This window comes from Microbacterium sp. NPDC055665, from assembly GCF_053618035.1.
The window spans coordinates 81,649-96,290 of sequence record NZ_JBSHGY010000007.1; the positions used below are offsets into that span (position 1 = coordinate 81,649).

A 14,642-nucleotide genomic window follows, 5' to 3' on the forward strand; every position below is an offset into this window, starting at 1 on the left:
AACCGTGCACTGATATTCCGCTCGATGGGGAGAAGTCCCCACGGCAACCTGCTAGGCGCGCCAGCACCCCGCGATGTGATCGTCGACCATCCCGGCCGACTGCATGAGGGCGTACATGGTGGTCGGCCCCACGAAGCGGAACCCTCGTCGACGCAGTTCCTTGCTCATCGCCGTCGATGCCGGGGTGACGGCCGGAACCTCCGCGAACGACGCCGGACGGGTGGCGGATGCCACCGGGGCGAACGACCACATCAGCTCGTCGAGCTCGCCCGGCGCCATCGCGCGCACGAGACGGGCGTTGCCGATGGTCGCCAGGATCTTGGCGCGATTGCGGATGATGCCGGCATCCGTCATGAGCCGCTCGACATCGGCCTCATCGAACTCCGACACCGCCTCGGGCTCGAAGCCGGCGAACACATCTCGGAACCGCGGACGCTTGCGCAGGATCGTGATCCACGAGAGCCCGGCCTGGAAGCCCTCGAGCGCCATCTTCTCGAACAGTGCGCGGTCGCCGTGCAGGGGCACACCCCACTCCTCGTCGTGGTAGCGGCGGTACTCGTCGTCGTCGCCCACCCAGGCGCAGCGGTCGCGGGCGTCCGGGCCCGTGAGAAGAGAGGTCATCGTGTCAACGTATCGGCCCCCACCGACGTCAGTCGGCGAAGGTGGCCGCGTCGATCACGAACCGGTACCGCACGTCGGAGGCGAGCACCCGCTCGTAGGCGGCGTTGATCTCGGATGCCGGGATCACCTCGATCTGGGCGGCGAGACCGTGCTCGGCGCAGAAGTCGAGCATCTCCTGGGTCTCGCCGATGCCGCCGATGTTGGATCCGGCGAGCGAACGGCGTCCGCCGATGAGCGACATGACACCGACCGACAGCGGTTCGGCGGGAGCGCCGACGCACACCAGCGCGCCGCCGACGTCGAGCAGGCTCAGGTACGAGCGCACATCGATCACCGCGCTCACCGTGTTCAGGATCACGTCGAACGACGAACGCAGCTCGCGGAACGTCGTCGGGTCGCTCGTCGCGCGGTAGTGGTCGGCGCCGAGTCGCAGGCCGTCGTCCTTCTTGCTCAGGGTCTGCGAGAGCACGGTGACCTCGGCGCCGAGCGCGTGCGCGATCTGCACGCCCATGTGGCCGAGGCCGCCGAGACCCACCACAGCGACGCGGGTGCCCGGACCGACGTTCCAGTGCCGCAGCGGCGAATACGTCGTGATGCCGGCGCAGAGCAGGGGAGCTGCGGCATCCAAGGGCAGCGCGTCCGGGATCCGCAGCACGAACGCCTCGGTCACCACCACCTGCTCGGAGTAGCCGCCCTGTGTGACGGTGCCGTCGCGGTCCGTGCTGCCGTACGTCTGCACCGCGCCCTCGGTGCAGTACTGCTCCTCGCCGCGCAGGCAGTTGCGGCACTCGCCGCACGAGTTCACCAGGCAGCCGACGCCGACGCGGTCGCCGACCGCGTGCCGGGTCACGGCCTCGCCCACCGCCGCGACGGTTCCCGTGATCTCGTGTCCGGGTGCGAGCGGATACCTCTGCGGCCCCCAGTCGCCGCGCACCGTGTGAATGTCGGAGTGGCAGATGCCGGCGTACGCGATGTCGATGAGCACGTCGAGCGGTCCGAGCTCCCGCCGCTCGATCACGGTCTTCTCCAGCGGGGCGGCTTCGCGGGGTGCGGCGTAGGCGTGGACGCGGGTCACGGGGACTCCTTCTTCTGGTGGCGGCATCCACCCTACGCATCGCGTGCCGCCCGTCCTACCCGTGAGGGGCGTCCACCCCGGTCCGTCAAGGCCCCTGACGGTCCGTGCGGGCACTCCGTACCCTCGGCACATGAGCATCGACATCGAACGCATCGACGGGTACCTCGGCCGCTATGCAGCGTCTCTGTCGGATTTCGACGCCGAGGCCGCGGTGGCGCTGTGGTCGACGCCCGGGATGATCGCGGATGACCGGGTCTCCGGCGTCCTGGACACCCGGGAGGAGATGATCGCGGGGCTGAAGCAGTCGTACCCCCTGTACCGCGAACTCAGACTCGCGTCCGTCAGCCACGAGCTCCTCGACACGAACGAGCTGTCCGAGCGACTCGTCCTGGTGAAGGTCCGGTGGCTGTTCCGCGACGCCGCGGGAGAGCTGCTGACCGACGCGAACAGCTACTACCTGCTGCGCGACGAGGACGACGCGGGATTGCAGGCGTGCGTCTGCGTCGAGACGGATTCCGCCGAGCACCTCCGGGCGCTGGCGGAGGAGCGCGGCATCGACCTCACGAAGTGGTCATCCTGACCGGCACGGTCTCGCCGGACTCGGTCAGCATCCGGCTCGCTCGGTACACCGGTCGGGAGGATGCACATCTGTCGGGAGGATCGTGCGGATTCGTCCTGCACCTTGCACGATCTCCCGACAGATGAACCGCTGCAGAACGGTCAGCGCTGCTGCTTCTTGAGCGCCTTCTCCTGGATCGGCGCCTTGCCGGTGGCGGCGAGGTCGGCGTAGTACGCCCGGGCCTCGTCCTGCCGCTGCTTCTCGATGCCGCTCGCGATCGGCGCCCGCACATGCTCGGGCTCGTAGCCGAACGCGTTCACCAGGTCGAGGGCATGCGGGCGCAGCCGCGCGCACAGCCGGTCGATGTAGCTCGACACCGCCGCGGCGCGCTGGGTCGACAGACGCCCGTGGATCAGGTGCCAGGCGAGGTGCTTCTCGATGAGCTGCAGCCCGAACAGGTCGCGCAGCCACGTGAGCACCTTCTTGGTGTCGGCGTCGTCGATCTGGTGCACGGCGTCGGTGAACGCCTCCCACTGCAGCAGCTCGCCGTGCGCGCGGGCGGCCTCGATCAGCTCGGCCTGGTTCTCGTTGAACAGGCGGGCGCCCAGAGCCTTGTCCTTCGCGCCGGGACGCAGGCGGGACGCGATGTCGGCGACCATCTGCTGCACGCGTCCGGCGAGCAGATCGTGCTGCTGCTCCTCACGGAGTCCTCGCTCGACCGAGCGGCTCACCTGCCCGAAATCGGAGACGGCCTGGCCGAGCTGACGGAGCCCGGCGCCGTGGAACAGCTTGCCCGCGGTCATCCCGACCGCGAACTTGGCGAGCGCCGCCGCATCCTTGCCCTGGAACTGCTTGGCGTAGTCGGTCAGCAGGCGCTTGCCGACGAGCTGCAGCAGCACGTTGTTGTCGCCCTCGAACGTGACGTAGATGTCGAGGTCGGCGCGCAGGCCCACCAGGCGGTTCTCGAACATGAAGCCCGCACCGCCGGTGGCCTCGCGGGCCTCCTGCAGCGTGTCGAGAGCGTGCCAGGTCGACAGCGGCTTGAGGGCTGCGGCGAGCGTCTCGAGGTCTTCGCGGTCGGCCGGGGTGTCGGTGCGACCCGAGAAGACGCCGTCGAACTTCTGCAGGAACTCGTCGTGCGCGAAGATCTGCGCGTACGTGGTGGCCAGGCGCGGCAGCAGGCGACGCTGGTGCTTGCCGTAGTCCATGAGCACGACCTCCTGCCCGTCCGCGCCGTCGAACTGGCGACGCTGGGTGGCGTAGGTGATCGCGATGTGCAGGCCCAGAGCGGATGCCCAGGATGCCGCGCCGTCGAGGGACACGCGGCCCTGCACCAGGGTGCCCAGCATCGTGAAGAACCGACGCCCGGGGCTGCCGATCGCGCTCGAGTAGGTGCCGTCGACCGCGACGTCGCCGTAGCGGTTGAGCAGGTTCGTGCGCGGGATGCGCACGTGGTCGAACGACAGGCGGCCGTTGTCGATGCCGTTGAGTCCGCCCTTGAGGCCGTCGTCCTCGCGGCCGATGCCGGGGAGGTCCTTGCCGTCGTCACCGCGCAGCGGCACGTAGAAGCAGTGCACCCCGTGGTTCACGCCGTTGGTGATGAGCTGCGCGAACACGGTCGCCGCGACACCGTGCAGCGCCGCGTTGCCGAGGTACTCCTTGGTGGCGGCCCGGAACGGGGTGTTGATGACGAATTCCTCGGTGGCCGCGTCGTAGGTCGCGGTCGTCCCGACGGCGGCCACATCCGAGCCGTGGCCGATCTCGGTCATCGCGAAGGCGCCGGGGATGGAGAGGTCCATGATGCCGGGGAGCCACTTCTCGTGGTGCTCCGCCGTGCCCAGCTGCAGCACGGCCGAGCCGAAGAGACCCCACTGCACGCCCGACTTGATCTGCAGGCTCGGGTCGGCGACCACGAGCTCTTCGAAGCCGGCGATGTTCGCCCCGTTGTTCTCCTCGCCGCCGAGCGACTTGGGGAACGCGCGGTGCACGGCCTTGTTCTCGACCAGCAGGTGCAGCTGGCTGAGCACGCGCTCGCGGTGCTCGTCCTTGCCGAGCTCGTCCTTGCGCCAGAATGCGGAGTCCTTGATCATCTCGCGCGCCTGGCGGCGTACGTCGCCCCAGGTGCCCATCAGCGCCTCGTTCACTCGGGCGACGTCCAGCTGCGGGGCGAGCGCGGTCGCGGGCGTTTCATCGGGTGTCGTCGAAGGACGGACGGCAGCGTCGACCATGGCATTCCTCCAGGAAAGTAGGGGTGCCCCCATGGTAGGTCTGCGACAAAGCCAGACGAAGTGCGCTGTGAGCATCCTCCAACGGCGGACCGGGATGCCCCCGCCTCGCGTTGTCACCTCACGACAGGAGCACCCTTCGCAGCGGCGGTCAGGCGGCGGCGATGACCGCCAGCACGCCTTCGCCGTAGGCCTCGCGCTTCTTGGCGCCGATGCCGGTGATGCCGTCGAGGTCGGCGAGGGAAGCCGGACGATGCTCGGCGAGGGCGCGGAGCGTGGCGTCTCCGAACACGATGTACGCCGGTACGCCCTGCTCACGAGCGGTCTCGGCCCGCCAGGCGCGCAGCGCCTCGAACAGCCCGCGGTCACCGGCATCCAGCGCATCGGCAGCACTCGCCTTGCGTGCCCGCGACGACGAGGTCGGACGCCCGATCGTGTCCTTGCGCAGCGGCACCGCGGTCTCACCGCGCAGCACGCCCGCCGCCTGCTCGCCAGGCGCGAGGGTGCCGTAGTCGCCCTGAGCCACCAGGATGCCGCGGGCCAGCAGCTGCCGCACGACGCTGCGCCAGTCCTGGTCGGAGAGGTCGTTGCCGATGCTGTACGTCGCGAGCTTGTCGTGCCCCTGCTGTCGGATGCGCTCGGTCGAGGCTCCGCGCAGGATGTCGATCAGGTGTCCGGCGCCGAACGACTGGTTGCGCTCGCGCTTGAGCCGCACGATCGTCGAGAGCAGCTTCTGCGCCGGGACGAGGCCGTCGAACGTCTCGGTGTCGTCGAGGCAGGTGTCGCAGTTGCCGCAGGGCTGCGACTCCTGGCCGAAGTACCCGAGCAGGTTCTGACGACGGCACTCGACCGTCTCGCACAGGGCGAGCATCGCGTCGAGGTGCTGCCCCATGCGCATCTTGAACGTGCGGTCGCCGGGGCTCTGGTCGATGAGTCGGCGCTGCTGCACGACGTCGCCGAGGCCGTACGCCATCCAGGCCACCGCGGGCTCACCGTCGCGGCCGGCACGACCGGTCTCCTGGTAGTACCCCTCGACGGACTTCGGCAGGTCGATGTGCGCGACGAAGCGCACGTCGGGCTTGTCGATGCCCATGCCGAACGCGATGGTCGCGACCATGACCACGCCGTCTTCGCGGAGGAAGCGTGCCTGGTTGGCCGCCCGCACCTCGGCGGGAAGACCCGCGTGATACGGCAGCGCGTCGAGCCCCTGAGCGGCGAGGTAGGTCGCCGTCTGCTCGACCGACTTGCGGCTGAGCGCGTACACGATGCCCGCGGGCTGCGCGCCGTCGTCGCTCACCGGGGTCTGCGCCTTTATGAACGCGACCAGCTGCTTGCGCGGGTCGACCTTGGGCACGATCCGGTACTGGATGTTCGGGCGGTCGAAGCTCGCGACGAAGTGCGCAGCCCCCTCGAGGTGCAGCCGCTCGGTGATCTCCTTGTGCGTCGCGGCCGTCGCGGTGGCCGTGAGCGCCATGCGCGGCACCCCCGGGAACCGCTCGCCCAGGTCGCCGAGCGCCAGGTAGTCGGGGCGGAAATCGTGACCCCACTGCGACACGCAGTGCGCCTCGTCGATCGCGATGACGCTGAGCGTTCCGCGCTGCAGCAGGGCCGTGGTCTGCGCGTTCGACAGACGTTCGGGGGCGACGTAGATGAGGTCGAGCTCGCCGGCGACGTAGGCCCGTTCGACCTCACGACGCTCGTCGATCGCCTGCGTGGAGTTGAGGTACGCAGCGTTGACGCCGTTCGCACGCAGCGCGTCGACCTGGTCGTGCATGAGCGCGATGAGCGGGCTGATGACGAGCCCGGTGCCCTCTCGCACGAGCGCGGGCACCTGGTACGTGATGCTCTTTCCGCCACCGGTCGGCATCAGCACGACGGCGTCTCCCCCGGCGATGACCTGCTCGACGATGTCGGCTTGGTCTCCGCGGAACTCGTCGTACCCGAAGACGGTGTGCAGCGCCTCGCGTGCGGTCGGATAGCGGCTCGGGGTGGCTCGGCGCACGGCGGGCGCACGGCCGGCGGATGAAGAAGGCGCCACGGGAGTGACCGGCCCCTGCCCCCAGTCGAGCGGCGGCTCGTAGCCCGCGCCCTGCGGCTCCCAGTCCATGGGCTCGGGCGGTGCGGACGACTCCCAGCCGTCGTCGTAGGGCTCGTCGGCGTACGGCAGATCCGCGTACGGGTCACGGGGAGTCTGCGGCATCCCTCCAGCGTAACGACCCCCGCCGACGCGGGCGGCGCGTCATCCACAGCCGACGAGGTTCAGCCCGCGGTCGACCGGTCGTAGGCGCGGATGAGGTCGTCGAGAAACTTCGCCACCGTCGCTCGTTCCTCGTCGCTCATGGCGGCGATCTGCGCTTCGACCTCGCCGATGAGCGGTTCGATCAGGCGCTCGGCATCGGCTGCGGCATCCTCCGACGCCGTCACGATGAGCTTGCGCCCGTCGGAGGGATGCCGGTCCCGACGCACGTGCCCCCGGTCCTCGAGCCTGTTGAGGACAAGGGTCATGGCGGCGGTCGAGATCTCGACGCGATGAGCCAGCTCGGTCGGAGTCGTGGGGCCACGCGAGATGAGATGGTCGAGCACCTCTAGGCCCGGCGCATCGAGTTCGAGCTGCTTCGCGATCGATCGCTCGAAGCGTTGCTGCCTCATCGTGAGCTGCTGCACGCGGGTGCGGATGTCGCTTTCGTGAATCTCGCCAGCGTCGTGCCGACGTGACGGATCGTACGCCGAACCCGCCTCCGGCGCCCGCTCGGGCCGTTTGACATCCATGCGTTCCATGGTAATACTTCTTATTGCTAATTTGATTGATAATCAAGAATTGAGATGAAATGAACAAGGCCACCGAAACTCCGTATCGCTGGCGCTGGGCGATCCTCGGGGTGATGCTCGCCGCCGAGATCATGGACATGCTCGACGCGACGATCGTCAACGTCGCCGGTCCCTCGCTGGAGTCCTCCCTGGGGACGAATGCCCTGGGGCTGCAATGGGTCATCGGCGGCTATGCGCTCGCGTTGGGGGCGGGGCTGATCCTGGGCGGCCGCCTCGGTGATCGCTACGGACGACGGCGGATGTTCCTCCTCGGACTCGCCGCATTCACGATCGCGTCGCTGCTCTGCTCCCTCGCTCCGACCGCTGAGCTGCTGATCGCGTTCCGCCTGATCCAGGGCGCGGCCGGGGCGCTGCTGCTCCCCCAGGGCCTCGGTCTGCTGCGCGAGAACCTCTCCGGCACTGAGCTCGCCGTCGCGTTCGGCATCTTCGGTCCGGCGCTGGGCCTCGGAGGCATCCTGGGCCCCATCATCGGCGGCGGGCTGATCGAGGCCGACATCCTCGGTCTCGGATGGCGATCGGTCTTCCTCGTGAACATCCCCATCGGCGTCATCGCACTGATCGTGGCGTGGCGCATCCTGCCGCGACGATCCGGAGATCGTGCCGTCCGAATCGACATGCTCGGCGCGGCCGTCATCGTCGCGTCCTCCGGCATTCTCGTGCTCGGTCTCACCTTCGGCCCCGAGCTGGACTGGCCGGTGTGGGCGTGGGCGTGCGTGGCCGCGGGTCTGGCCGGCTTCGTCATCTTCGGCTGGCAGCAGCGACAGCTGCTCGCCCGCGGCGGAGTCCCGCTCGTCACGGCGACCATGTTCACCCGCCGCGCCTACACATTCGGACTGGTGGGCATCGCCCTGTTCTTCAGCAGCCTGACCGGTACCCAGCTGGTGCTGACGCTGTTCCTGCAGGTCGGCAACGGCTTCAGTGCGGGTGAGGCGGGGTTGGGCAACCTTCCGCTCGCGCTCGGCTCCGCGGTCGGCGGTGCGATCAGCGGCGCGTGGCTCGCGGAGAAGATCGGCCGATCCGTGCTCCAACTCGGCGCGGTGACCCAGCTGCTGGGCGCTGGGCTGCTGTGGTTCGAGCTGCAGCAGCCGGGCGACTTCAGCATCTGGACCATCGCCCCCGGCATCGCCCTCTTCGGGGTCGGTGGAGGTGCGATCATCGCCGCACTGTTCAGCACGATCCTTGCGGCGGTGAAGGATGACGAGATCGGTTCGGCGTCGGGCGTGCTCACGGCCGTGCAGGCCATCGCGAGCGCGGTCGGCGTCGCGATCTTCGCCTCGGTGTTCTTCGAGGCCGCAGGGTCGGGCACGGCGGCGCAGGCTTATCAGCAGACCTTGATCGTCCCCGCGATCATGCTCGTCGCCTTCCTGGCGCTGACCTTCCTGTTCCCCAAGAAGAGCCGGGAGGATGCGCACGGAACCTCCGTGATGGAGAAGGTCGGCTGACCACCCCCACCCCCGACGGGCGGGCGTAGGTTGGAGGCACCCCGTTCGAAGGAGCAGCCGATGGCCGACATCACCGTGACCCGCGACGACGAAGAGTCGCGCTACGAGATCCGCTCCGACGACGTGCTCGCGGGCTTCGCGGTGTTCGACCTGCGCCCCGGGACCATCCGCTTCCTCCACACCGAGGTCGACCCGGCGTTCCAGGGCCAAGGACTGGCGGGAAAGCTCGCGGCGGCCGCGCTGGCGGATGCCACCGAGCGCGGCGAGGCGATCGTCCCCCTGTGCCCCTACATCGCCAAGTACCTCGAGACGCATGAGGTGCCCGGCGCCGATATCCGCTGGCCGAAGTCTCCCTCCGGACCCGTCGGATCCGCAGGTGAGGACCCGACGGGTCGAGCCGAATGATCGGGCAGCGCCGCCTCATCCTCGAGCCGCGCGAGGTGCCGCTCGGCGGAGTGCGCGGCATGAACGTGCTGCGGGCACTGCCGCACCGCAACCTGCCGACGATCGGAGCCTGGTGCTTCCTCGACCGGTTCGGGCCCGCCGACACGAAGATGCGGGTCGAGCCGCATCCGCACATCGGACTGCAGACGGTGACCTGGCCGCTGGTCGGTGAGATCCGCCACCGCGACTCGCTCGGCAGCGACGCCGACCTGCGGCGCGGTCAGCTCAACCTGATGACGGCCGGCAACGGCATCTCGCACTCCGAGTACTCGATCGGCGAGGGTCCGGTGCCCCTCGACGCCCTGCAGTTCTGGGTCGTGCTCCCCGATTCCGCCCGCCACGGTGCGGCCAGATTCGAACGGCACACCGAGCTGCCCTCCGTCGCACTCCCGGCTGACGATGGAGCGGATGCCGAGGCCACGGTCGTGCTCGGCGAGTTCGCCGGCGTGCGCTCTCCCGCCACGGTGCACACCCCGATCGTCGGAGCGGAGATCGTGCTCGCGCCCGGGTCGCGGGTGCGCCTGCCGCTGCGCGCGGACTGGGAGCACGCGCTCATGCTCGTCGAGGGCGATGCCGTGGTCGCCGAGCATCCACTCGACCGCAACGGTCTGCTCTATCTGGGCGACTCCCGCGAGGGGGTCGAGGTGGCAAGCGTCGAGGGCGCCCTGCTGTTCCTGCTCGGCGGCGAGCCCTTCGAGGACGACATCGTGATGTGGTGGAACTTCGCCGGACGAACGCACGACGAGATCCTCGCGGCGCGGGAGGAGTGGGAGGCGGAGTCCGCGACCGGCGCGGCATCCCCCCGCTTCGGCGCCGTCGAGGGGCACGACGTGCGAATCCCGGCCCCGCCGCTTCCCGACGTGCGGCTCATGCCGCGGAGCCGGAAGCTCTGAGCCCGATGCCGACGTCGAACATCTTCCCCGGCGCGCTCGCGCCGATGCCGGACGCCACGACCTCCGCCATGCTGATCTGGCCGAGCGTCGAGCCGGCCGCGGCCCCGCGGTTCGTGGAGGGCTTCGAGCCCTTCGAGGACTTCGCGCGCGTCGCCGGCGCGGAACCCGCCGCCCTCGCCGCCGACTTCAGCGCGCTGTGGGACTTCGTGGGGGCGCATCCCGCGCTCCTCGATGCTCCCGAGACGGCGGAGGCGACGGCGCGGTTCCTGGGGAATGCGATCGCCGTGGTGCATCCGGCGGCGGGGTGGCGCTTCATGAGCGAGCCGGAGGTGGGCACCTCGACCATGTCGGTTCCGGTCGCCGGTCTGCTGCGGGGGATCGTGGAGCACCCGGAGCAGCGCGAGGCGTTCCTGGAGATGCTCGCCTCCTGGCCGCAGGCCGACCGCGACGCGGAGGAGCTCGCAGCTCTCTCGCGCGACGAGGTCGACATCGACTTCGTCGTCGCCCCGGTGCCGTTCACGCGTCCGGCGCTCGCGATCCCGGAGTTCGTCGACGAGTCCGGCCAGGTGATCGAATACGGATCCCGCTGGGGCGACGACTCGCCGCCGGAAGACGCCTACTCGCGGGTCTCCCATCCGGAGCGGTTCGCCCCGGTGGTGTCCGTCGTCGACGCTTTGGTCGACCATCTCGAGACCTGGTACGAGGTCGGCGTCGATCGACGGACCGAAGAGTCGGGAGAACGCGTCTGGCACCTGCGACCGACGACAGGGGCGACGGTCACCCTCACCGGGCCGGCCGACTCCATCCGCATCGAGGCCGGAGCCCTGACCCGGGAGATCGTCCCCAGCTGCACCTGCGACGCGTGCGACGAGACCGCGGAGTCCGTGGCCGACCAGGTCGAGGAGACCCTGCTCGCGATCGCCGCCGGCGGCCTGCGGGAGGTGTTCCCGGTCGGACAGCGACGCTGGCTGCACACCGAGCTGCGCACTCCGGACGGTGGCAGACGGTCAGGCGGCGGCGAACCCGACCCCTCGCTTTCGGCGGAGCAGCTGGATGATGCCGCAGACCTCCTCGCACGCCTCCCCGACGGCTGGTGGCCGGCCTGGACCCTGCGGTCCGCCCAGTCCTGACTCCCCGGTCCTGACTCAGCCGCTCCGGCTACCGCCCTGCCCGGCAGCCAGGAGAGGGGGTAGGGGGCCTACCCGCGTCGTTGTGGGCGACCTCTTGCTGCTTCTTCTTGCGTCTTGGCCTTGTGGCACGGTTCGCATGCGGCTTGGCCGTTGCCGAGTTCGTAGCGCGCACCACCCTCGGCTACTGGTGTCTTGTGGTCTGCGTCCTTGGCTCTGTGTGTGCAGCCGGGACCACGGATCTCGCACATGCCTTTAGCTCGGCACGGGACGGCCTTGCGCCACTGTGTTTGTCCGGTCCCTGTTGCGTGACAGCGCCCTGTCCAACGGTGGACGGTGTGCTCCGGGCAGTAGCGAGGGGTGGTGATGCGGTTGTCGCACCCGGGGTCGGGCATTGGCGACGGGCCCTGGGCATGTGGTCTGCTCCCCCTTGGTTCGTGGGCGCCCCTAGGGTGCGCTGCCATGATTGAGTCATGGACTCAACGGTTGCGGCGGCTGCGATATCCGCTCTCGCGGTGCTAATGAGCGGCCTGCTGACACTCGTGATTGCTGGAAACCAGGAGAAGCGGCGACGAACCGACGCCGCTGACGCTCGCGATGCAGAGCGAACGGCGCGTCACGCCGAGCAGAATCGCGCCGAGTGCCTTGCTATCGCCGAGGTGTTCTACGGCATGATCGACTTCTTTGCGAGCTTTCCCGTTGATTGGTCATGGGTAGATATACGGGACGCCTATGAAGATCGGCGGGCGGAAAAGTTCGACAACTCAGTACGGAAAGCGGTAGCGGTCGGGGGGCCCAAGGAGCTTCGCGAGAAGGTACTCCATATCCTTGACGCTCTCCCCGATGTCAAGAAGTTCGCGGAGCGGGAGGGGCATGAAAGCTACGAGCAGATGGTCACCATGCTGCGCTTGGGCGGGGATTTGGCTGCGGATGCCGCTCGAGGGGGCGGCGACGACTCTGCCGAGGCGTACGAGCGATTCATGGCGACTAGGGAACACGTAGCGAAGCGGATCGCTGAGGAGCGTGCCACAGCGCAGTCAGAGTGATGCCGGGATCTGCTGAAGAAATTCAGCCTTGAGCTCGAAGCAGTGGTCCCGCTGGTCGCCGTTGGCGAGGACGAACTCGGCGGTGAGTTCAGGAAGCATGAAGCCTGGTCGATTCGCGAACTGTGCGGCTTCTTCGAGGTTGTCGGCCGTCACCGTGAACGTGATGACCGGGTTCGGGTCGACCATCAGTCGTCTTCCCAGAACGCTGCGGGTCGCATGACCGCTCGGTCAGGCCAACGGGCGTCCTTCTCCTCGTCGAGGCATCGGTCCTCGCAGAGGATGGGCTCGCGGGCGGAGGGGTGGGTGTCGCCGCAGATGTAGTCGATGAGCTGCGGCTTTCGTCATGGCCTTGAGTTCGCGGCGGCCCTGCAGGTCGGTCTTCACTGCCTCGCTTGAGGAGCGGAACGTTGCGGCGACCTTGTCGTTGCTACCCACGGTGAGGCTCCTGACCCGCGAATGTTGCGAAGAAGATGTTCAGCACTGCGGCACCGAGCTCCCATGAGGTGCGCGAACTCTTCGTTCCGGAGTGCATGTGGTCTTCGATGGGCCGGTCGTGGATGATGATGAGCGGGGTGAGGCGCGTCTTGGCGAGGCGAATGATCGCCACCGTTTTTCGTCCTCGTCCCACTGTCTTTCTGCGCCGACGCGGCCTCTCGTGAAGTCGTGACAGATGGCGAGCGCGTACGGGTATCCGCCGTGAAGTAGGTCGTCACTTCCCAGCAGCGCGCGTTCACGTCCGGACCTCGTGCGGGTGCTGCTGCGGCCCGCGGGTGAACCCGATTGGTGGGGCTCAGCGCGTTCGACGAGTGATCCGCTGTTCTCGAAGATGTGTGGAGGGCCCGCACCTCCACGGCTCGGGGAGCGGGGTTCGAACCTACGACGTGCGCATGAACAGTGCGCGCCCTCGAGCGTCTCCGGATTCTCCAGCGTGTCGATGCTCATCGTCGGTTCTCCTGTCTCTGGGTTGTCGGATTCGGTGTTGCAGCTCACGTGCCCACTGAGCTGAGCTGGCCAAACGGGACGCGGATATCGCTGTTCGTGTCCCCCTAAGAGGGGACAGCGCTTTCCGGCCAGCACCTTATAGCCTTCGAGTATCCAGACAGAGCAGTCCCGCGACGATCAACAGGACGCTGCGTGAGTGTCCACCTAAAGGAGAGTGTTCAAGCATGAGGATGAAGAGATCGATCGCCGGAATCGGCGTATCGCTTATGGCTCTATCGCTGTTCTCATTGGCGAGCCCGGCGGTAGCCGCCTCGCCCGTCCCGAGCAGCGCATCGGAGTCGAGCGCGCAAAGCTGCGACGAGCAGGTTGATACCGCCGTGGAGTCGGCCGGTCTAGAGGGAAAGGCAATCGACTTCTCGTGCACCCCCGCCGGGGCGACTGTTGAACTTGCAACGCCGGAGTCGATTGAACTCTCGACTCAGCATGCCGCGGAAGGTGATGATGGGCAGGCGAGTAGCCGCTCGGCATTCCCGTGTTCCGTAGCAACGCCGTATTCCCGATGGATTACGAACCCCCTCGAGGAGAAATATTCGGTCTGCGTGATCTACGGCCAGCGCCAGCCCAGCGGCGAGACGGTCTGGTGGGATGCCATTTACTTTGGGGGCACCAACTGGCCCGGGTGGAACGGTCACATGTTGACCGGCGCGGCAGACGTGGCCTACACCAACCCCGGGTCGGTGACTTTCGAAGTCGCCCTGGTTCGAAATGTTGCCGGATTCGGACTTCAGGAGGTCGATTTCCACCAGTACCAAGGCATCTTGGGCGGTTCGTCCATCGGCGGCCCCACATACCTTTACAACACCAGCTCGGTCGAAACGGGAATCTTCCATTTCCGTATTAACAAGATGCAGATCGAGGTCCCGATGTTCGGTTTCAGCAAATATCTTCCGGAGGTGTACGAAGGCTACCGATTCGTCTGCAATCGCAATGACGATAACGGCCAGAATCAGTGCCGTTGGCCTGACGGAAACGAAGCGGTGTGGGCCTAAAATTCGGGCGTCGTCGACAGCAGATGGAATGACTCGAGGGGCGTCGAATATGATTGAGCAATCCCCCGAGATGAGTCAATAAAGACCTGACAGACGATTTCAGGGTGATTGCGCTGTTGCGCGGTTACCCTGAAATCGTCTCCAACGGCCTCAACAGTCCGAGGGAAGAAAAAATCATATGACCTACCCCAAAGCGGCAGGTTAGCCGGGGCAAGAAGCGCGGCCGCATCCGGAACCTTGCGCTCTGGACCTCCCTCACGGACAGTGTCCCCATCAGACACCGACCACCGGCGGCACTCGTAGTCGTAGAGCACCGAGAGTCTCCGCTCGTTTCCTTCGCTGGAGACGACTACCTCGGCACTACGCTTCGAGAACCTAGGACGTTCCAGC

15 protein-coding genes are annotated in these 14,642 nt (G+C 67.8%); 7 read left to right on the forward strand and 8 right to left on the reverse strand.

The genetic code is table 11. The features are described 5' to 3' along the window. Positions 1–51 precede the first annotated feature (51 nt). Both ACWGO6_RS15215 and ACWGO6_RS15220 read right to left on the reverse strand, forming a co-directional pair. Positions 52–621: a DNA-3-methyladenine glycosylase I gene (locus ACWGO6_RS15215; protein ID WP_452327124.1), complete on the reverse strand. Its 570-nt coding sequence runs from the start codon at positions 619–621 to the stop codon at positions 52–54. A 28-nt stretch (positions 622–649) separates the two neighbouring features. Further along, positions 650–1,696, reverse strand: a complete 1,047-nt coding sequence (locus tag ACWGO6_RS15220) for an NAD(P)-dependent alcohol dehydrogenase (RefSeq protein WP_452327125.1) — start codon at positions 1,694–1,696, stop codon at positions 650–652. A 130-nt stretch (positions 1,697–1,826) separates the two neighbouring features. Between ACWGO6_RS15220 and ACWGO6_RS15225 the strand changes: the two genes are divergently transcribed. Further along, the gene (locus tag ACWGO6_RS15225; protein WP_136040913.1) at positions 1,827–2,276 is read left to right on the forward strand and encodes a hypothetical protein; all 450 of its coding nucleotides are present in this window, start codon (positions 1,827–1,829) and stop codon (positions 2,274–2,276) included. A 140-nt stretch (positions 2,277–2,416) separates the two neighbouring features. Here ACWGO6_RS15225 and ACWGO6_RS15230 read toward each other — a convergent pair whose 3' ends face one another. The 3 genes from ACWGO6_RS15230 to ACWGO6_RS15240 all read right to left on the reverse strand — a co-directional run bounded on the left by ACWGO6_RS15230 (position 2,417) and on the right by ACWGO6_RS15240 (position 7,249). After that, positions 2,417–4,483: an acyl-CoA dehydrogenase family protein gene (locus ACWGO6_RS15230; protein WP_452327126.1), complete on the reverse strand. Its 2,067-nt coding sequence runs from the start codon at positions 4,481–4,483 to the stop codon at positions 2,417–2,419. Positions 4,484–4,631: 148 nt separating this feature from the next. After that, entirely contained in the window at positions 4,632–6,680 is a 2,049-nt protein-coding gene (gene recQ, locus ACWGO6_RS15235; protein WP_452327127.1) for a DNA helicase RecQ, read from the reverse strand. 59 nt (positions 6,681–6,739) lie between these two features. Beyond that, positions 6,740–7,249, reverse strand: a complete 510-nt coding sequence (locus tag ACWGO6_RS15240) for a MarR family winged helix-turn-helix transcriptional regulator (RefSeq protein WP_136040910.1) — start codon at positions 7,247–7,249, stop codon at positions 6,740–6,742. Positions 7,250–7,308: 59 nt separating this feature from the next. Here ACWGO6_RS15240 and ACWGO6_RS15245 point away from each other — a divergent pair, with 59 nt between their 5' ends. Genes ACWGO6_RS15245 through ACWGO6_RS15260 form a run of 4 tightly spaced genes read left to right on the forward strand, consistent with a single transcriptional unit; the run spans position 7,309 to position 11,218 of the window. Continuing rightward, positions 7,309–8,751 carry an MFS transporter gene (locus tag ACWGO6_RS15245; RefSeq protein WP_452327128.1) on the forward strand — a complete coding sequence of 481 codons (1,443 nt, stop codon included), beginning with the start codon at positions 7,309–7,311 and terminating at the stop codon, positions 8,749–8,751. A 60-nt stretch (positions 8,752–8,811) separates the two neighbouring features. After that, positions 8,812–9,156, forward strand: coding sequence for a GNAT family N-acetyltransferase (locus tag ACWGO6_RS15250; protein ID WP_452327129.1), 345 nt, complete (start codon positions 8,812–8,814; stop codon positions 9,154–9,156). After that, a complete protein-coding gene (locus tag ACWGO6_RS15255; RefSeq protein ID WP_452327130.1) occupies positions 9,153–10,088 on the forward strand; it encodes a pirin family protein in 936 nt (311 codons plus the stop codon). The genes ACWGO6_RS15250 and ACWGO6_RS15255 overlap by 4 nt, the downstream gene beginning before the upstream one ends. Positions 10,089–10,093: 5 nt before the next feature. Next, entirely contained in the window at positions 10,094–11,218 is a 1,125-nt protein-coding gene (locus tag ACWGO6_RS15260) for a DUF6226 family protein (protein ID WP_452327131.1), read from the forward strand. A 68-nt stretch (positions 11,219–11,286) separates the two neighbouring features. Here ACWGO6_RS15260 and ACWGO6_RS15265 read toward each other — a convergent pair whose 3' ends face one another. Beyond that, positions 11,287–11,679 carry an HNH endonuclease gene (locus ACWGO6_RS15265; protein WP_452327132.1) on the reverse strand — a complete coding sequence of 131 codons (393 nt, stop codon included), beginning with the start codon at positions 11,677–11,679 and terminating at the stop codon, positions 11,287–11,289. 9 nt (positions 11,680–11,688) lie between these two features. Here ACWGO6_RS15265 and ACWGO6_RS15270 point away from each other — a divergent pair, with 9 nt between their 5' ends. After that, positions 11,689–12,261 (forward strand): hypothetical protein, encoded by a 573-nt coding sequence (locus tag ACWGO6_RS15270; protein WP_452327133.1) that lies wholly within the window; start codon positions 11,689–11,691, stop codon positions 12,259–12,261. Here ACWGO6_RS15270 and ACWGO6_RS15275 read toward each other — a convergent pair. Both ACWGO6_RS15275 and ACWGO6_RS15280 read right to left on the reverse strand, forming a co-directional pair. Further along, on the reverse strand, positions 12,253–12,447 hold the full coding sequence (locus ACWGO6_RS15275; RefSeq protein WP_452327134.1) for a hypothetical protein: 195 nt from the start codon (positions 12,445–12,447) through the stop codon (positions 12,253–12,255). The genes ACWGO6_RS15270 and ACWGO6_RS15275 overlap by 9 nt on opposite strands. Positions 12,448–12,688: 241 nt before the next feature. Continuing rightward, positions 12,689–12,868, reverse strand: a complete 180-nt coding sequence (locus ACWGO6_RS15280; protein ID WP_452327135.1) for a hypothetical protein — start codon at positions 12,866–12,868, stop codon at positions 12,689–12,691. A gap of 565 nt (positions 12,869–13,433) precedes the next feature. Here ACWGO6_RS15280 and ACWGO6_RS15285 point away from each other — a divergent pair. Beyond that, a complete protein-coding gene (locus ACWGO6_RS15285) occupies positions 13,434–14,252 on the forward strand; it encodes a hypothetical protein (RefSeq protein ID WP_452327136.1) in 819 nt (272 codons plus the stop codon). The last annotated feature ends 390 nt before the right edge of the window (positions 14,253–14,642 follow it).